Source organism: Prosthecobacter sp. GW821-HT29F12 (genome assembly GCF_058803405.1).
In genome coordinates, this window is sequence record NZ_CM179517.1 from 5,328,358 (window position 1) to 5,345,473 (window position 17,116).

The 17,116-nt window shown below is 60.6% G+C and carries 20 protein-coding genes and 1 pseudogene; 10 read left to right on the forward strand and 11 right to left on the reverse strand.

Translation table 11 applies throughout. The annotated features are described in order from the left end of the window. Window positions 1-8: 8 nt before the first annotated feature. Window positions 9-1,349 (forward strand): sulfatase family protein, encoded by a 1,341-nt coding sequence (locus AC3RLQ_RS21965; protein ID WP_493030794.1) that lies wholly within the window; start codon window positions 9-11, stop codon window positions 1,347-1,349. A gap of 494 nt (window positions 1,350-1,843) precedes the next feature. Here the strand turns inward: AC3RLQ_RS21965 and AC3RLQ_RS21970 are convergent, their stop codons facing one another. The 6 genes and pseudogenes from AC3RLQ_RS21970 to rpmH form a co-directional block, all read right to left on the reverse strand. Further along, window positions 1,844-3,448: a PTPDL family protein gene (locus AC3RLQ_RS21970; protein ID WP_493030795.1), complete on the reverse strand. Its 1,605-nt coding sequence runs from the start codon at window positions 3,446-3,448 to the stop codon at window positions 1,844-1,846. A 136-nt stretch (window positions 3,449-3,584) separates the two neighbouring features. After that, on the reverse strand, window positions 3,585-4,040 hold the full coding sequence (locus AC3RLQ_RS21975) for a Jag family protein (protein ID WP_493030796.1): 456 nt from the start codon (window positions 4,038-4,040) through the stop codon (window positions 3,585-3,587). A 260-nt stretch (window positions 4,041-4,300) separates the two neighbouring features. After that, on the reverse strand, window positions 4,301-6,112 hold the full coding sequence (gene yidC / locus AC3RLQ_RS21980) for a membrane protein insertase YidC (RefSeq protein WP_493030797.1): 1,812 nt from the start codon (window positions 6,110-6,112) through the stop codon (window positions 4,301-4,303). A gap of 165 nt (window positions 6,113-6,277) precedes the next feature. Then, complete coding sequence (gene yidD / locus AC3RLQ_RS21985) at window positions 6,278-6,514, reverse strand: membrane protein insertion efficiency factor YidD (RefSeq protein ID WP_397381316.1); 237 nt, start codon at window positions 6,512-6,514, stop codon at window positions 6,278-6,280. Beyond that, window positions 6,511-6,882 carry a ribonuclease P protein component gene (gene rnpA, locus AC3RLQ_RS21990; RefSeq protein ID WP_422316765.1) on the reverse strand — a complete coding sequence of 124 codons (372 nt, stop codon included), beginning with the start codon at window positions 6,880-6,882 and terminating at the stop codon, window positions 6,511-6,513. Before rnpA ends, yidD begins: the two co-directional genes overlap by 4 nt. 78 nt (window positions 6,883-6,960) lie before the next feature. Next, window positions 6,961-7,095, reverse strand: a pseudogene (rpmH, locus tag AC3RLQ_RS21995) (50S ribosomal protein L34); the annotation flags it as partial. A 157-nt stretch (window positions 7,096-7,252) separates the two neighbouring features. Between rpmH and AC3RLQ_RS22000 the strand changes: the two are divergent. The 4 genes from AC3RLQ_RS22000 to AC3RLQ_RS22015 all read left to right on the forward strand — a co-directional run bounded on the left by AC3RLQ_RS22000 (window position 7,253) and on the right by AC3RLQ_RS22015 (window position 9,684). Next, window positions 7,253-8,101, forward strand: coding sequence for an alpha/beta hydrolase (locus tag AC3RLQ_RS22000; protein ID WP_493030798.1), 849 nt, complete (start codon window positions 7,253-7,255; stop codon window positions 8,099-8,101). Window positions 8,102-8,164: 63 nt separating this feature from the next. After that, window positions 8,165-8,740 carry a hypothetical protein gene (locus AC3RLQ_RS22005; RefSeq protein WP_493030799.1) on the forward strand — a complete coding sequence of 192 codons (576 nt, stop codon included), beginning with the start codon at window positions 8,165-8,167 and terminating at the stop codon, window positions 8,738-8,740. 20 nt (window positions 8,741-8,760) lie between these two features. Continuing rightward, window positions 8,761-8,994 (forward strand): hypothetical protein, encoded by a 234-nt coding sequence (locus tag AC3RLQ_RS22010; RefSeq protein WP_493030800.1) that lies wholly within the window; start codon window positions 8,761-8,763, stop codon window positions 8,992-8,994. A gap of 123 nt (window positions 8,995-9,117) precedes the next feature. Next, the gene (locus tag AC3RLQ_RS22015) at window positions 9,118-9,684 is read left to right on the forward strand and encodes a type 1 glutamine amidotransferase domain-containing protein (protein ID WP_493030801.1); all 567 of its coding nucleotides are present in this window, start codon (window positions 9,118-9,120) and stop codon (window positions 9,682-9,684) included. 140 nt (window positions 9,685-9,824) lie between these two features. On the opposite strand, the gene rplS is transcribed toward AC3RLQ_RS22015, so the two are convergent. Then, window positions 9,825-10,184 (reverse strand): 50S ribosomal protein L19, encoded by a 360-nt coding sequence (gene rplS, locus AC3RLQ_RS22020; RefSeq protein WP_422321684.1) that lies wholly within the window; start codon window positions 10,182-10,184, stop codon window positions 9,825-9,827. A gap of 148 nt (window positions 10,185-10,332) precedes the next feature. Here rplS and nadC point away from each other — a divergent pair, with 148 nt between their 5' ends. Continuing rightward, window positions 10,333-11,169 (forward strand): carboxylating nicotinate-nucleotide diphosphorylase, encoded by an 837-nt coding sequence (nadC, locus tag AC3RLQ_RS22025; RefSeq protein WP_493030802.1) that lies wholly within the window; start codon window positions 10,333-10,335, stop codon window positions 11,167-11,169. Window positions 11,170-11,346: 177 nt separating this feature from the next. Here nadC and AC3RLQ_RS22030 read toward each other — a convergent pair whose 3' ends face one another. From AC3RLQ_RS22030 to AC3RLQ_RS22040, 3 genes are read right to left on the reverse strand one after another with little or no spacing between them, the layout of a single operon-like run. Next, window positions 11,347-12,900 carry a hypothetical protein gene (locus AC3RLQ_RS22030; RefSeq protein WP_493030804.1) on the reverse strand — a complete coding sequence of 518 codons (1,554 nt, stop codon included), beginning with the start codon at window positions 12,898-12,900 and terminating at the stop codon, window positions 11,347-11,349. A gap of 28 nt (window positions 12,901-12,928) precedes the next feature. Next, the gene (locus AC3RLQ_RS22035; RefSeq protein WP_493030805.1) at window positions 12,929-13,225 is read right to left on the reverse strand and encodes a hypothetical protein; all 297 of its coding nucleotides are present in this window, start codon (window positions 13,223-13,225) and stop codon (window positions 12,929-12,931) included. Next, window positions 13,222-13,728: an RNA polymerase sigma factor gene (locus AC3RLQ_RS22040; RefSeq protein WP_493030806.1), complete on the reverse strand. Its 507-nt coding sequence runs from the start codon at window positions 13,726-13,728 to the stop codon at window positions 13,222-13,224. The genes AC3RLQ_RS22035 and AC3RLQ_RS22040 overlap by 4 nt, the downstream gene beginning before the upstream one ends. 149 nt (window positions 13,729-13,877) lie before the next feature. Between AC3RLQ_RS22040 and infA the strand changes: the two genes are divergently transcribed. The 3 genes from infA to AC3RLQ_RS22055 are packed head-to-tail and all read left to right on the forward strand — an operon-like array spanning window position 13,878 to window position 15,244. Continuing rightward, entirely contained in the window at window positions 13,878-14,231 is a 354-nt protein-coding gene (infA, locus tag AC3RLQ_RS22045; RefSeq protein WP_493030807.1) for a translation initiation factor IF-1, read from the forward strand. A 24-nt stretch (window positions 14,232-14,255) separates the two neighbouring features. Further along, entirely contained in the window at window positions 14,256-14,807 is a 552-nt protein-coding gene (locus tag AC3RLQ_RS22050; RefSeq protein ID WP_422323407.1) for a ribonuclease H-like domain-containing protein, read from the forward strand. Further along, window positions 14,804-15,244, forward strand: a complete 441-nt coding sequence (locus AC3RLQ_RS22055) for a DUF2238 domain-containing protein (protein ID WP_493030808.1) — start codon at window positions 14,804-14,806, stop codon at window positions 15,242-15,244. The genes AC3RLQ_RS22050 and AC3RLQ_RS22055 overlap by 4 nt, the downstream gene beginning before the upstream one ends. Here the strand turns inward: AC3RLQ_RS22055 and AC3RLQ_RS22060 are convergent. Beyond that, window positions 15,220-15,456 (reverse strand): hypothetical protein, encoded by a 237-nt coding sequence (locus tag AC3RLQ_RS22060; protein WP_422323403.1) that lies wholly within the window; start codon window positions 15,454-15,456, stop codon window positions 15,220-15,222. The two genes, AC3RLQ_RS22055 and AC3RLQ_RS22060, sit on opposite strands and share 25 nt — an antisense overlap. Window positions 15,457-15,571: 115 nt before the next feature. Here AC3RLQ_RS22060 and AC3RLQ_RS22065 point away from each other — a divergent pair, with 115 nt between their 5' ends. Then, window positions 15,572-16,990 (forward strand): DUF1501 domain-containing protein, encoded by a 1,419-nt coding sequence (locus AC3RLQ_RS22065; RefSeq protein WP_493030809.1) that lies wholly within the window; start codon window positions 15,572-15,574, stop codon window positions 16,988-16,990. Window positions 16,991-17,116: the final 126 nt, after the last annotated feature.

The following is a 17,116-nucleotide window of genomic DNA, read 5'->3' on the forward strand; positions in this document are numbered from 1 at the left end:
GAGCGCCCATGAAGCTCTCCGCACTCCTGCTCTGCTTTGCCACCGCGCTGTTCACATCTGTGCATGCTGCGGATACGACCAAGCCCAACATCCTCATTTTTTACATGGATGACATGGGCTGGGCGCAGCCTGGGGCCTATGGTGGGAAAATGGCTCCCACGCCGAACATGGATGCCCTGGCCGCTGGCGGCGTGCGTTTCACCAACGGTTATTCTTCGGGCTGCGTGTGTTCGCCGGGCCGTGTGGGTTTGATGACGGGCCGCTACCAGGCCCGCACCGGCCATGATGCCAATCCCACCAAAGCAGGCCGCGAGCTGCTGCTGAGCGAGACCACGCTGGCGCAGCACCTTAAAACCGCAGGCTACACCACTGGCATCGTTGGCAAATGGCACCTCGGAGACACGAGCCCGGAGTTCCTGCCAGCGGCACGCGGGTTTGACTTTGCCATGGGTACTGTGGGCAATCTTGGCGAAGGCAAAGGTCCTTCGTTTTATCGCGGCAAAGAGCTGGTGGAAGACCTGGCGGGTGCGCCGGTCACTTCACCCGTCTATGCGCGGGAGTCGGTGAATTTCATGGAGGCGAACCAGGGCAAGCCCTGGCTTCTCATGCTGTCCTTCAATGCCGTGCACAGTCCACACGTGGCTTCGGAGAAGTGGCTGGAGAAATTCAAGCACCTGCCGAAGCACGATGCTGTGTATGCCGCGCTCGCGGCGGAGGCGGACGAAGCCATCGGCACGGTGATGACGAAGCTGCGCGAGATGAAGCAGGAGGAGAACACGCTCATTTTTCTCATCAGCGACAACGGCGGTGCCTATCAAAACGCTGAGATGGGCGGGCTGCGCGGGCACAAGTGGTTCGTGTGGGAAGGCGGCATCCGTGTGTCATGGATGGCCGCCTGGAAGGGGCACATTCCTGCGGGCCGTGTCAGCGATGAGCCGGTGATCCAGCTCGATGTTTTGCCCACGGCTCTTGCTGCGGCGGGTGCGACGAGTTCCATTCCGCTCGATGGCGTGAACCTGCTGCCTTTGCTGGAAGGCAAGGCCGACAAGCTGACTGCGCGTGAGCTTTACTTCCGCTTCGGCGTGCAGCAGGCCGTGCGTCAGGGAGACTGGAAACTTGTGAAGGCCAGCAAAGACATGCAGCCCATGCTGGTGAACCTGGCCACCGATCCGGGTGAGCAAACCGACCTCAGCGACAAGGAGCCGGAGAAAGCGAAGGCGCTGCAAAAGCTCTTCGACCAATGGAACGCCACCATGCAGCCACCCCGCTGGGAAGACCTGCGTTGGAACGGCGAAGAGAGCCGCAAGGCTGGCAAGAAAGAGAAGCGGAAGAAGAAGGCGAAGGAGTAGCGTGAAGGGCGACGGCTCCGCTATGGACTGCATTGGCCTGGAGCGTTTTGAATTATTTTATAGCCCTTTTGACTCCTGCCCTCGTACGGACTCAAAGCCAATCCCCTCACCCCAGCCCTTTGACTTCGTCTATCTCCGCTGCGCTCCGGTTCCCCGAAGAAAAGGGTTCAGTGTCGTCGTATGCCGGGGGCGGGGAGAGGGAGAACCGCTTTTGGCGGCCCTGATTTCAGCGGACACGTAATTAATTAAAACGCTGTAGAGAAAATTTTCTCCATCACCTCTGAGACAGAATCGAATCTCTCTTCGACTTCCAAACGGAGTGTCGCCAAGCGCGATATTCGGGACCAATTGGGGAAATTCAAAGGCGACTCTACCGTGCGATGGTTGTGGCCGCAGCTCGGTCTGAGCCCCCCATGGAGCACAGGGAAAAAGAAAATGCCGCTCTGGGTTCTGAGAACCCGGAGCGGCATGAATCCAGCCCATAGGGCCTGCGGTTACTTTTTCTTCTTCTTGCCGCCGAGGAGGGTGAGAAGCAAGACCAGTGCGACCACTCCAATGCCGATGAGGATCATGTTCATCATGCTCATGCCTTCTTCTGGGGCAGGAGCAGGTGCTGCTGCCTGAGGCTGGGCGTAGCCGGGCTGCTGAGGCTGCTGCGCATATCCTGGCTGCTGGGGCTGCTGTGGCTGGCCGTAGCCGGGCTGCTGTGGTTGCTGAGGATAACCAGGCTGTGGAGGCTGGCCGACAGGGGGAACGGCACCCGGCTGGGCTGGGTAACCGTTGGGCTGGCCTGCAGGCATGGCTCCTGGCGCCGGGGCGGCACCTGGTGCAGCAGCAGGGGCGGGCGTGCCACCAGCAGCGGCGGCGGCGAGGGCGGCGGCCACTTTGTCATCCATGCCAGGTTCAGCTGTGCCAGCGATGGCTGAGGAGCCGCCGGCGGCGCCAGCGGCTGCAGGCTGCGTCTGACCCTGCGGGGTGTTCACCTGCTGGGAAAAATAGGCATGGCGTGCACGGTAGTTGGTGAAGACGCTGCGGTAGAATTCTTTGCTTTTGGCGTCGGCGTTGGCTGCGGCGGCTTCGCCTTCCATGATGGCTTCACCCATCTTGGTGAGTTCGGCCTTGTCCTTGCCAGCCTTGGCATCGGCACGGATCATGCGTTGGATGGCTTCGTTGGTCTTGGTGATGACGGCAAGGTCGAGACTGCTCAGAGCATCCTTGGCTTCGGAGATGGACTTGCCGAGGGTCTTCAAGCTCTCCAGATCATACTTGTAAGGGGTGTACCATTTGCTGGTCTTGCGCTCCTGTTCGTAGGTGGCGACCCAGGCGTCCCTCTCCTTCTTGATAGCGTCCTTCATCCGTGTCAGGTCGGGCTCGATGAGCTTTTTGATGCCCTCCTCACGGATCCTCTGCAAGGCGGGCTGGTCCTGAATCATCTGCGAGATCTGCTTGTCGTACTTGGTCAACACTTCGAGGATCTCCGCAACGGCCTTGGGATAATAGACGGAGGCGGTGTTGCCGCTGGCGGGGTCGTTGAGTTTGTCGAATTCCTTGAGCGCGCCGGTGAAGTCCTTGGCCTGGATTTTCTCGAGCATCGCGGAACGGATGGAGAAGGCCTTGATGTTGAGGCTTTCCGCCTTGGCCTCTTCACGGGTGAGCCACTTGCCTTCGAGCTTCACGCCGCCGGCCACGACCTTTTCTTTTTCTTCCTGCGCCACTTTGATCATTTCCTCCACTTCCGCAGCTTCCTTCGTGCCGGGGTAGCGGTTTACGAAGGGACGCAGGCGGTCCTGAATGAGCTGCTCGTACTTTTCCGCCGACATGAGGTCAGGGGTGGGAACGGCCTTGCGAATTTCGAGAATCTCGACTTCTTCCGGTTTTTGCTTGAGGATGCCCCCTTCCGCGATGTCGGTGCGCGGGATTTCCTTTTCATCCATGATCTTCGGAGTCAGGTGATACCGCATCCGGATGGAGGTGGGGGTCTCGGAGAGAATATTGCCTTCCAACTTTTTGCCGTCTTTGAGGGTCACAACGTCGGCGTGCAAAAATCCGGCGCTGCTGGCAAGGGCAAAGACGACAGACTGGTAGCGGCTCAATTTCATGGGGATGCAGGGTTGGATAAGAGAAGGGCAGGGTTTGCAGGCGCGCGGCAATTTGCGCGGGTTACGAGAAATAACTCAAAACCACACCGCGAGTAAAGAACGAAGCTCATTTTCCTCCGTGCGAAGGGGAAATGGCCTAGCTGGAACGGCGTTGGAGCACGATGCGCTTGAAGCGGGCATTGCCGTCCTGGCTGACGCTCATGACTTCGGGGTCGTTGACAAAGACGTTGTGAATGAGGCGGCGGTAGTAGCTGTTCATTGGCGGGAGGTCCGCGTTCTGGCCGGTGGCGCGCACGCGATCGCCGAGCTCCTTGGCACGGGCGACCATCTTGTCCTCGCGCATGGAGCGGTAGAATTCCACGTCCACGCGGACGCGCGGGGCGTCCTTGATGTGGCGCTGCAGGACGCGGTTTACCAGGTACTGGATGTCTTCGAGAGTCTCTCCGCGGCGGCCGATGAGGGCGTCCGAATCATCCGTGAGGACCTGCAGCGTGGGGCCGTCAGGGCCGTTGTCCTCCTCGATCTGGACCACGAAGCCCAGATAGCCGAGCATCGTGTCAAGAATATGGCGTGAGTGTTCGAGGGGTGTCATTGGATCAGCTAAGGAAACGATGATTTAACGGCACCGGTCAAAAATGACGAATGAGTAAATCCGAATGTCTAAAGAATGACAAAGCCCGAATCACCAAGTTTGCAGTTTCTGGGGCCGTATCTGCCGGCTGGCGGAGTTTTAGGCGCGCGGGTTCACACTGCTTTTTGAGTTTCTTCATGCCTTTATTTCGTCATTAGGATTTACTCATTGGTCATTCTGCCAGCATTCTCCCTGCCCCGATCGCAGGAAAGCGCGTCCTCCTAGCCTCCCAGACGTGGCGGTTTCGGGCCTTTTTTCTTGTTATCTTTTGAGGGTGCTCCCGAGTTGAAGAAGGGATTCTGTGCCGGTGCGGCTTTGGATGCGGGCTTAAGCGCTACTTTCTCAAGCTTGGGCTCGGGCATGTAAAGCTTCATGATGCGGGTCTGGAAGACGCTGAAGATGTTTTGCGTGGACCAGTACAAGGCGAGGGCGGCGGCGAAGTCATAGCTGATCCAGAGGAAGAACAGGGGCATCAGCATGAAGATGCGCTGCTGGGTCTTGTCCACGGTGGCAGGCTGCGGGGTGAGCTTCATCTGGGCCACCATGGTGAGGCCCATGATGATGGGCAGAGGGTTGATGTTGAAACCCAGCAACTGGCCCTGGGTATCTGCGGCAGCGAGATCCCGCACCCACCAGAAGGACTGGCCGCGAAGCTCCGCGGCCACTTCCAGCACGCTGTAGAGGCCGATGAAGATGGGGAACTGCAGGAACAAGGGGAGGCAGCCGCCCAGCGGATTCACGCCGTAGTCCTTGTAGAGCTTCATGGTCTCCAACTGCTGCTGCTGCGGATTGTCCTTGTACTTCTCCTGCAGCTCTTTCATGAGCGGACCGAGGAGGCCCATGCGCTTCATGGTCATGGTGGACTTCGCATGGATGGGCCAGAGGCAGAGACGGACGAAAATCGTCAGAAGGATGACTGCCAGACCCCAGCTGCCGCTGATGTTGTGCATCCAGCGCATGACTTTGGAGAGGGCGATGCTGACGATCTTGAAGTAGCCGTAAAACATCGCGTAGCTGCGCTGGTGGCCGATGCGGCTGAGGCGGTCGTATTCCTTCGGGCCGAGGTAGATCTGGTAATTTTCCGTGACCGAGGCACCCGGGGCGAGATCCACCACCGGCAGGCTCATGGCGGCATCGTAGGTGAAGTCTTCGATCTCCGCCTTGCCCACGCTGGCTGCATCAATCGGCTGCGCGAGTTTGCGGCGGCCAGCCCAGAGCTTGGCGGGTGCATCCTTCTCCGCCATGCGGGTGACGATATGGGTGTAGAAGCGGCTCATCACGCCTGCGTAGCGCAGGGCATTGAAGGATTGGCGGTACTCCGTCGGCGCAGCGCTGAAGACGCCCTTGCCAAAGTATTTCGACAACTCGTGATCTGTGTCTCCGGCGTTGTTCCAGAAGAAGCCGTCATAGCGTCCTTCGTCATGCTTCAGGGCGGTCGCAGCGCCAGCGTAGAGGTAGTATTCTTCAGAGCGATGCTGCGCAGTGCCGGTGTTTTTGAGGGTGATCTTGAGATCGATGAGATGCTCGTCTCCTTCCGGGCCTTCGGTCAGGGTGTACTTTTTAGTCACCACGATGCCTTCGGCGGTGGTGCCTTCGAAGGTGGCGCTCTTGTCGCTCTTTTCGGTCAGCTTGTAGGCCAGGGCATCCATGCCGGAGGCTTCGCGACGCAGGGCGCCGATGGCTTCCAGGCCGTTCTTGTTCAGGGTCACCTGATCTGTGCCGGCCAGTGCGGCGCGGGCGATGCCGCCGCCTTTGGAGGTGAGTTCAAACGTGACGGTGCCCACTTTGATGGAGTGAGTTTCCACCGGCACTGCGGCAGCCACGGGTGCTGCAGGCGCTACGGGTGTGGTGCCGGGGGCGGGGGTCGCGGCTGCGGGCGCTGCGGGTGTTTCTGCGGCTTTTTTAGCGGCCTGCTCCTGCTTGATGCGCGCGGCCTCGGCCTGGGCGAGCTTCTGATTTTCCTGCACGTAGTACAGGTTTACCCCCGCGAGGATGACGCAGAGCGTCACGATGATCCAACTTTTGCGGTCCATGAAATTTTTTAGCTTTGGGTGAGAGAGGTTTTGGTGAAAATGCGGGTCTCCTGGGTCAGATCGGAGGCGCGGCTGGGGAGCAAGGGCGAAAGCAGACGGACAGATGGCGAGTGAGCCCGGTGTGCGCGACTACATTGTCTGGCAAAATTCGTCATGCGGGTTTGGTCATTTCTTGTCCGGCACGGGATCATGCCCATGACCACCCCAGGGATGACAGCGGCCGATGCGGCAGAGGCCCAGCCAGCAGCCACGCAGCACGCCGTGGGTTTCCACAGCCTGGAGAAAATACCGCGAGCAAGTCGGGGTGTAGCGGCATCCGGAGCCGGGACCGCCAATGGCGTGAATGACGGGGGAGATGAACACTTGGTAGCCGCGGATGAAAATTCGGATGAGCCATTTCATGGTGCGGGCGGGGCAGGAAGCTTCTGGGTGAGCAGATTCATGCGCCGAGCCAGCCGCAGCCAGTCACTTTCCAGTTCAGCGAGCGTGGCTTTGGGGGCACGCCAGCGGGCGATGATCACCATCTGCCAGCCGGGAGCGATCTCCGCACGGTGTGCACGCACGATCTCGCGCAGCAGACGACGGATGCGATTTCGTACGACGGCGTTGCCCAGCTTGCCCCCGGTGATGAGGCCAAACTGGAACTCCTTCAGCGCTTCCACACGCAAAGCACCCAGCACCAGAAATTTTCCGGCCTGGCTGCTGCCCTGCGTTTTGACCCGTGCGAAATCGCACGCGAGTTTCATCCGCAGGCTTGAGGGAAGGCGCATGATAAGGAGCGCGCCGCAGCAGAATTAGGTGTGCTGCTGGGTGTGACGCTTGAAGTGGAGTTCCACGCCCTTTGGCAGGAGGCGTTTACGTCCGGCGCGACGACGGCGGCGCAGGATGTCGCGACCATTTGCGGTCTTCGTGCGTGCGCGGAAACCAAACTGCTGCTTGCGCGTGCGCTTGGAAGGCTGGTAGGTCCTGAATGTCTTTGGCATGGGCGTGTGGGGTGGTGAAAGGGAAAGTGGGAGCTCAGACCGGACAAATCACGGCCTCCCCTCGAAAAGGGGGCGCGAAACTAGCGGGAGTCTTTGATTTGTCAATCATGCGATGATTTCCAGTAAACTTCGGTTTTCTCAGCGTTACATTCGACCCATGATCCGACCTCTCCTCGCCAGCCTGTTTTTGCCTCTTTCCCTCTGTGCCGCCGACACTCCCGCCGCCCTCCCGCTGTGGCCGAATGGAGCCCCCGGCTCTGAAGCACGGGCGGCCGAGCCGGAGAAGATCGAGGGCAGCAATGTGTGCAACGTGCACAAGCCCACGATCACCCCGTACATTCCCGCTGCGGACAAGTCCACCGGCACGGCCGTGATCATCTGCCCCGGCGGTGGCCACGCGAAACTCTGCCTCGGGCATGAGGGCTACGCCTTGGCAGAGTGGTTCCGTGATCACGGCATCGCCGCTTTTGTGCTGAAGTACCGCCTGGCCCGGGAGCCCGGCAGCACCTACACGATTCAGGACCATGCCATGGCGGACGCGCGCCGGGCCATCCGCACGGTGCGGAGCCATGCGGCCGAGTGGCACATCCAGCCGGACCGGATCGGCATCCTCGGCTTCTCCGCCGGCGGTGAGCTGGCTGCTTTTGCCGCCATGACGAATGATCCGGGCCAGAAAGACGCCTCCGATCCCATCGAACAGCAGAGCAGCCGTCCGGATTTCCAGGGCCTCATCTATCCCGGCACCTCCGGTCTCTTCAATGCCACCAAGGGCATGCCTCCGCTTTTCATTGCCGCGGGTTACAGCGACCGCCCGGACATCTCCGAAGGCATGGCGACGCTCTACCTCAAATACAAGGCCGCCGGTGTGAAAGCGGAGATGCACATCTTTGCCAATGCCGGGCATGGCTTCGGGTACAAGCCGGATGCGAAGCCGAGTGCGGCGGCGAGATGGCCGATGCGGTTTACGGAGTGGCTGACGGACAGCGGGCTGCTGGCGAAAGAATGACCAGAAAACCGACCGGGTTCTTTCGATTGACGCCGACAATCGACGCATCTCATTTTCCTTCGCATGTCATTTGCCGCCTACCAACGTCAGGTCATCGCCTATCATGGCTGTGATCAGGTCGTGGCTGACGCGACCCTTCGTGGTGGCAAGCTGAAAGAGAGCGCCAATGATTACGACTGGCTTGGCAAAGGCATTTACTTCTGGGAACATGGCCCCGCTAGGGCCATGGAGTGGGCGCGGTTCATGAAGCAACGGAAAAAGGTGACCCGTCCAGCGGTGGTCGGTGCTTTGATCCAGCTTGGGCATTGCTTCGACTTGCTGGATATCCGGTTCACCGAACTGCTTCGTGACCTTTACCCCAAGTTCAAAAAGACCCTTGAAGCAGTCGGCCATGCGATGCCTGTCAACGAGCCAAACCGCAAGCTCCATCGACTTGACTGCGCCTTTCTCAACTGGTCCATTTCGTCCGTTGAAGAACAGACGGGAATACGTTTTCAAACAGTTCGGGGAGTCTTTATCGAAGGCGAACCACTCTATCCCACGGCGCAGATTTATATGCAGTCGCATATCCAGATCGCAGTCAGGGATACAAGCGTCCTTGTCGGCTTCTTCCATCCTGCCGTCATTGACAGCCATTGATCTTGCGCGCAATTTATCTCATGGCCAAGGGCTCTAAAACGAACATCACTTCCAAGGTGCAAGACTGGCGTGGATCCGTGAAGAGTCAGCGTGCCAGCAGCAGCGCGAGCCAGTGTGGTATTATCACCCAAAAGCAGCTTGATGCCTCTCTGGCTCGTGTGAAAAGCATGACCCATGAAGAACTGGTTGAGTCTCTCAAGAAAAGCGGAGTTTTGACCCATTCAAACAAGCTGGCGAAGCACTACCGGTCTTGATGCCGGCTTCAACCGGGGTTCTGGGCTGTATTATTTTGCTCAGCCACAGGCGTTGCCCCTCACCGCACAGTGAGGGCAGGTCCTGATCCACCCGTGCAGCGTGGCGTGCGAATTGAGAGTACCATGAAAATACTCTCAGACACTCCCCTCACGGACAAACACATCGCCATTCTAGCCACGGACGGCTTCGAGCAGTCGGAGCTGGAGGAGCCTCTGAAAGCCCTGCGGGAGGCTGGTGCGACGGTGAGCATTGTTTCTCCGAAGAAAGGTCAAATCCAAGGCATGCGACATGCGGAGAAGGGCGACCTGTTTGACGTGGACCTCCCGCTGCGCCATGCGCATGAGCAGGATTTTGATGCTCTGGTGCTGCCCGGCGGGCTCATGAATCCGGATGCGCTGCGCTCCACTCCGGAAGCGGTGGCATGGGTGCGTGAGTTTGGCCGCGCTGGCAAACCCATCGGCGCGATCTGCCACGGCCCTTGGCTGCTCATTGAGGCCGGACTGGTGAACAACCGCCGCCTGACCTCCTGGCCCGCGATTCAGACTGACGTCAAAAACGCCGGCGGCATCTGGCTGGACGAGGAAGTGGTGGTGGACCATGGCATCGTCACCAGCCGCAAGCCTGCGGACATCCCCGCCTTCAATGCGAAGGTGATCGAGGAGATCTGCGAGGGGATTCATGAGCGGTGAGGAGGGAGAGACGGCCTGCTCCTTGCCCGCGTGTTTTTTCCAACCAGGCCTTCCTGGCCATGCGTCTTGAAACGCGCTCAATCACAAAAAAAGGGAGGGCTTTGCAGCCCTCCCTTTTCAAAAACTTAGACAGCCGGAAATTAGTTTTCGCTCTGGGCGAGTTCTTTCACGGACATGGCTTCCTTACCCTGGCGCTGACGGAGGTAGTGCAGGCGAGCGCGACGAACTTTTCCGTTCTTGGTCACTTCGACCTTGGCCACCTTCGGGCTGTGCAGCGGGAAAACACGCTCCACGCCTTCGCCATAGGAAATTTTGCGGACGGTGAAGGCTTCGTTGATGCCGTGGCCTTTGCGGGCGATGACGATGCCTGCGAAAATCTGGATACGCTCTTTGTCGCCTTCCACGACTCGGGTGTGGACCTTGACGCTGTCACCCACGGTGAAAGTGGTGACTTCCTTTTTCAGCTGCTCTTGATTGATCTTTTCGATGATGTTGCTCATGACACGCTCCTATGGCCACGCTACGCAAGGCCATGAATCAGTCAGGCCGGGGGCGAGGGGCAGGGAACATGGAGAGTTCCTAGAATTTGGCAACCTGTTTTTCCCCGTACTGGAAACCTGCCCGCTCCGGCCTATCCTCCGAGCACCCATGGAACCCTCTGTTTTAGCCCTGATCCGCGCCGCCATTGCCGAAGATGTCGGCACGGGAGACGTCACCTCCCTCTACTTCACGCCAGCCGATTCACGCTCCCGGGCTGAGATCGTTGCCCGGGAGCCCGGGATCGTTTCCGGGGCTGAAATCGCAGTGACGGTCTTCAAGGAAATCGATCCGACGCTGGAGCTGGAGGTTTGCATTCCTGATGGCAGCTCGTTTGTGCGGGGCAGCATCCTCATGAGGGCCGCCGGCAGCACGCGTTCCCTGCTCACGGCCGAGCGCACGGCACTGAATTTTCTCCAGCGTCTCTGCGGTGTGGCCGCCCAGACGCAGCGCTACGTGGAAGCGGTGAAGCCGCACCCGGTGCAGGTGTGGGACACGCGGAAAACCACCCCCGGCTGGCGTTTGATTGAAAAAGCCGCTGTGAAAGACGGTGGCGGCACCAACCACCGCATGGGCCTCTATGACCATGCCATGGTCAAGGACAACCATCTGGCCGCCAACAGCGACCTGCCTGCTCTTCAGGCCGCCATTCACAAACTGCGTACGGAGCGCCCAGGGGTGCGCGTGCAGCTCGAAGCTGACACCCTGGATCAGGTGGCCGGCTTCCTGACGCTGGAAGGCGTGGACATGCTGCTGCTGGACAACATGGGCCCCGAGAAACTGCGCGAGGCGGTGAAACTGGTGAACGGCAGGCTGTGGCTGGAGGCCAGCGGCGGCATCACGATTGAGACGATCAAGGATGTTGCGGCCACGGGTGTGAATGCGATTTCTGTGGGTGCGCTGACGCATTCATCGCGGGCGCTGGATCTGGGGTTGGATTTGTATTGAGCGCCTTCGGAGCGCGGAATTGATTTCGTTGCGGGTCGCCTGCGCTCAGTGGGCGGAACTTGCATGGAGAACAGCGCAAACACGAAGACTTCGGCTGAGAGAAAGAAAGAGCGGCAGGGATGCTGCGGAGCTGTGTGCGTTTGCGGAGTGCTGCGGAATAAATTCCGCGCTCCACAGCTACTTTTTTGAGCCGGTTTCTACCGGCTCATACTGCCAGGTCCAGTCGCCTAGGTACAGGGCGCTCCTCATCGCAACGCCATTCTTGTTCACTTGTCCGCCGTCGTCTTTGCCATCCAAGCCCATGCACCAGAGCGTGTAGCGGCCTGCGGCCGTGGTGCGGTAACGCACTTTCTTGCCATCCCACGGATCCAGCGGCACGGCGGGGGCAAACTCGGGAACTAGCTCCTGCAATGTGGCCGGATACTTCGCATGCTTCAAAAAAAAGCGCTCCAGCGCGATGGCCGTCAGAGCCTGTCGTTCGCGTGCCTGGACGAGTGCGGCACTCGCGTTGACAGGGGTGACTGCGGGCACCGCCATGCTGGCCATGATGTAATCTGGATGCAGCCAGAAATTCTCCCTGGCTTTGAATTCCGTCCGCACTTTTTCCGCCGCTTTGACCGCTGCCGTGACACCTCCCTGACGCAAAGGGGAGATGACATGCCGCCATTCGATCTCAGCGAGCACGCTCATGCTGTGGTAAAAAAAGCCGCCGGGCACCGCATTCAACATGCGCAGAGACGGACTTCCCTCTTCGCTGCCAAAGACCTCGATGAATCGTGGACCGCTCTGCTTTTTGCCTGCGGCGACGTCCTGCATATAATCTATGGAACTCACTGCGCAGGCCAGCTCTCCGCGAAATGCCTGCAGGCAGACCTTGGCGATGTCATGCGCGCTGATCATGCTTTGCAGCTCCTGCAACTCCGTGTCGGTAAAGACTTTTTCGAGCAGAGCCACCCACACTACTTCGTTCACTGCAGTCTCCATCGAGAGTCCCACCAAAAAGCCGATCAGCAGGGGTTCAGCTTCACAAGCATGAGCGATTTTCTCCGCTGCCAGCAGGCTGCGGAGGGCCTGCGCGCCCTGCCTGGCATCCAAGGCTGCACGGGCACGCAGACACAGCAGTCGTGTCAGATTCTGCGCCCCTGCGTAGTGCCGAAAGGACAGGCTGAAAAGCATCTCCGGCAGCTCCCTCTCCCGCAGTCCCGGGGTGAAGATGGCCTGGCTGCGCTGCGGTGCCAGATCGGCAAGCTGCTTGAGCACCGGAAATTTGGCATCCAGCGCCGCCAGCACCTCCTTGCCGGGAGCAGCGGATTCCGTGGGAAGATCGAGAAACTTCGACTCGCGCAGATAGGTTGCCCATGATTGCATGTCGGTTGCCTGCCCCTTCTCCACACCGATGGAAGCCGGGGCCATGGTGTTTAGCTTCATCGCCGCCAGGGCTTTGCGTTTCGCGCCCGGCGCTCCCTTGGCCTCATCGTGATCCACGGTCTCGGTGATGCCGTCCAGCGCCTCGATGGCCAGCAGGTTCTGCGCCGCCGGCGGCGTCTCGGGCAATAGCTTGCGAAAGTCGAGTGATTCTCCCTCACGTTCGAGCATGGCCTTGGTAGCGGCCCAGCGGCGGCGGCCGCTCCAGTTCGTCCAGACATAAAGCAGGACGACGAGGGTGACGAGAGTGATGAAGAAACAGAGGAGGATGCGGACGAAGCGCTTGGAAAGAAGGCGGCGGATCATGGTAGGGAGTGGTAGAAGATGGAATGAATCAGTTGGCGGCCAGGAGGGCTTCGATGACGGCGGCGCGCTGCTGCCACAGCAGGGGCGGGGTGGTGTGGCTCATGGCTCCCGCCTGCGGTGCGGAGGGTTCGGCGGGGGTGGTGAAGTACAGCACCAGCGTGGCGGCCCAGGCCAGGCCCCAGCCGGCGAGCAGCCAGCGCGGGGTGCGTGCCAGCCGTGGGGGCTGCGCGGCGGCGTGAAGCATTTCGGCGCGCCACTCCGGTGGCAGCGTGCGGCGCTGCAGGGCGCGCAGATCGTTTTCAAAGGGGTCGGGGTTCGCATTCATGACGGTTTCAGTTCATCGTAAAGGGGGCGGAGTTCGCTGCGCAGCTTCTCCAGGGCGTAGCGGTAGCGGCTGGCGGCGGTGTTCAGCGGGATGCCCTGCACCTCCGCGATTTCCTCAAAGGTGAGGCCGTCCCACAGCTTGAGCTGGGCCACGCTGCGCTGCTCCAGCGGCAGCAGGGCCAGGGCGCGGGTGAGGCGCTGGGCAAGCTCCGCCTGGTCTGGGTCGGCATGGGTGGCAAAGACCTCGACCGGGGCGGCCTCCTCGGCGTCCCGCCGCACGCGGTGCCGCCGCAGCCAGTCGATGGCGTGATGATGCGCCAGCCGCAGGAGCCAGGCGCGCAGATTGGCGATGGCCGGCGGGATGGTCTGACGTGCCAGCTTGATGAAAAACTCCTGCAGCAGGTCCTTGGCGTCCGCCTCGTTGCCGGTGAAACTGGTGAAATAGTGGAACAGGCCCGCCGCGTGGGCATCGTAGAGTTCGGGCAGTGTCGGAGCGGCGGGCATGCGGGGGGAGTTTCACGGACAGGACGGATGGCGGCGAGATTTTTGTCTGTCCGAATTTGACAGCGCGGGCTTCCCCGCCAGTCACGGCACAAAATTACCCTTGTAATCCCCGCGTGTGGGAGCATCCTCAAACCCTACTTTTTTTACGCATGTCACGTCCCCCCAATCGCGGCCCATCACGCAGTGGCCCAAATCGCGGTCCTTCACGCGGCGGCCCACGCCGCCCCAGCGGTCCGCCCCGCTTCGCCCCACCACCACGTCCGCCGGAGCCTGTGGACGCTGGCAAGCAGAAGGAAGAAGCCATCGAACTCGAAGGCACCATCGCCGCCGTGCTCGCGGGCACCATGTTCCGTGTGAAGCTGCGCAACGGCCACGAAGTGCTGGCTCATATCTCCGGCAAGATGCGCAAGAAATTCATCCGTCTCGTCATCGGCGATGCGGTGAAGATCGAAATGTCCCCCTACGACATGGACAAGGCGCGCATCGTTTATCGCATCGGCTAAGCTGACGCAGGCCCACGCGATCTCATGGCTGGAGACATTGTTTATTTCGACCTCGAAACACGCCGCACCGCGAACGATGTCGGCGGCTGGGGCAACAAGCACATGATGGGCATCTCCGTGGCCTGCACGTTCAGCACCAAGCAGAACGAGTACAGCATCTACACGCAGGAAGAGACCCCGGATCTCATCCGCCAGCTCAAGAACGCCGATCTCGTTGTCGGCTTCAATCACATCGGCTTCGATTACGAAGTGCTCAAAGGTCACGACCTGCTCTTTGATTCTGCCGATTTGCCGCACAGCCTCGATCTGCTCATTGACCTCGAAAAGGTGCTCGGCCACCGCATCAAGCTCGACGCCGTGGCCGCTGCCACGCTGGGCATGGGCAAGACCGCTGACGGGCTCGACGCTCTCAAATGGTGGCAGCAGGGCGAGGTGGCGAAGATCGCCGAATACTGCTGCTACGACGTGAAGGTGACCAAGTGCGTGCATGAGTACGGCATGGAGCACGGCCACGTGAAGTACCACGACCGCAATGGCCGCGAGCAGACGGCCAAGGTGAACTGGAAGCCGGTATGACGCCGCTGCTCCGCCTGCTCCTGCGCGCCGGCTGGGCACCTCTGGTGGTCTTGATTTTTCATCAGAAGATCATGCGCACGCCCTGGCGGCAGCAGCTTGATTTCGTCATGCATTACAGCGGCGGGGTCGCCATCTCGTTCTTCATCTGGCATGCGCTGGACTGTTTTGCGCATTGGTTTGGCCGGCTCACCCCGTTCGCCCGCTACCTCTTCACCTTTGCGCTCGCCTGCACGGTGGGATTGTTCTGGGAGTTCGCGGAACTTTTTTCCGATGTGGTGTTTGGCTCTCACATCCAGCATAGCGTGCGCGAAACCATGCGGGATCTGATCGCGGATGCGACGGGTGCAGCCACCACGCTGACGCTGACGTGGATGGTGCGGTGCTTTACGGTGAAGCGTGAGGCCGCAGCGGATCAGCCGCCGGCCAGCCAGGTCTGAAAGGCAGCTTCCGCGCGCTGCAGCATCTCGGCCTGATTGCGGCGCAGATCGCTGAACTGATTCCAGGCGGTCAGATCCTGCTTGGAGCCGGTGCCTTCGATCTCGGCGATGAACTCGGTGACGAGGTCCAGCTTGTCGCTGTGCTGCTCACGCAGGTAGGTTTTGCAGGCCACGCCCGTCTCATGCAGTCGATTTTTGGTTCCCAGTGCCATGGGTATTCATAAAGGAGCCTTGGTGCTGTGCAACAAGGACTCCAGCCTCCTGTGGCTCAGGAACAGGCGACTTGGCGCAATCTCAGCCTGGGTCCGCACGTTTCATCCCAACTGCATGACCACCCCTGCCTTCCTTGACGTCTCCCGCCGCCAGTTTTTCCGGCAGTCCGGGCTGGGTCTTGGCTCGATGGCGCTGGGGTCCATGCTGGCACGGGATCTCCCCGCAGCTGCCGCGCTGGCGGGTCCGAGGCCGCACTTCGCGCCGAAGGCCAAGCACATCATCTATCTGCACATGATCGGCGCGCCCTCGCAGCTGGATCTCTACGACTACAAGCCGCTGCTGCAGAAGATGGACGGGCAGACCTGCCCGGCGGAACTGACCAAGGGCAAGCGCTTTGCCTTCATCGGCGGGGAGATGAAGCTGGCGGGCACGGAGTTCCAATTTCAGCGGCATGGCCAGAGCGGCCTAGAGCTGAGCGAGCTGCTGCCGCATCTCGGCACCGTGGCGGATGACATCTGCGTGGTGAAGTCTCTGCACACGAATGAGATCAATCACGCCCCGGCGCAGATGTTTCTGCACACCGGCTTTGGCCAGGGTGGGCGGCCCAGCCTGGGGGCATGGGTCACTTACGGTCTCGGCACTGAGAACCGCGACCTGCCTGCCTACGTGGTGCTCCAGTCCGGGCCTCCCGGCGGAGCGGGCTCCACGCTGTGGAGCACGGGCTTCCTGCCCAGTGTGTATCAGGGTATTCCGTTTCGGGGCAGCGGCGAGCCCGTGCTCTTCCTTGGCAATCCGCCGGGACAGAGCCCGAAAGATCGCCGCCATGTGCTGGATGCGGTGAAGTCGCTCAATGAGCAGCAGCTCGACATCGTGGGAGATCCTGAGATCGCCACGCGCATCAGCCAGTACGAGATGGCCTACCGCATGCAGACCAGCGTGCCGGAACTCATGGACATCACGCGCGAGAACCAGGCCACGCTGGACATGTACGGTGCGCAGCCCGGCAAGGCCTCCTTTGCCAACAACTGCCTGCTGGCCCGCCGGCTGATCGAACGCGGGGTGCGGATGGTGCAGCTGTTTGATTCCGACTGGGACCACCATGGCGGGCTCAAGCGCGCCCTCACCGCCAAAGCCAAAGATGTGGACCAGCCCATGGCGGCGCTGGTGCGCGACCTCAAGCAACGCGGGCTGCTGGATGAAACTCTGGTGATCTGGGGCGGCGAATTTGGCCGCACTCCGCTGCGCCAGGGCGCGAATGGGGATGGCGTCAAAACCTCTCCCGGCCGCGACCATCATAAGGACGCCTACACGATGTGGATGGCCGGCGGCGGCACCAAGCCGGGGACGGTGTATGGCAAGACGGACGACTTCGGCTTCAACATCGCCGAAAACCCGGTACACACCCACGACCTCAACGCCACCGTCTTAAATCTCCTCGGCCTCGACCATGAACGCCTGACCTTCCGGTATCAGGGCCGCGACTTCCGGCTGACGGACGTGCATGGGGAGCTGGTGCCGGGGATTTTGGGGTGAGGTGATGGACTTGGAGCGGGCAGCGAGGCCTTAAGGCAGCCACTGGAAAAATCCCGCAGCATACATCCAGATCTCATTGGTTCTGCGATAAATTCGTGGCTCAAGAAGCAATCTTCGGTTTCGAAC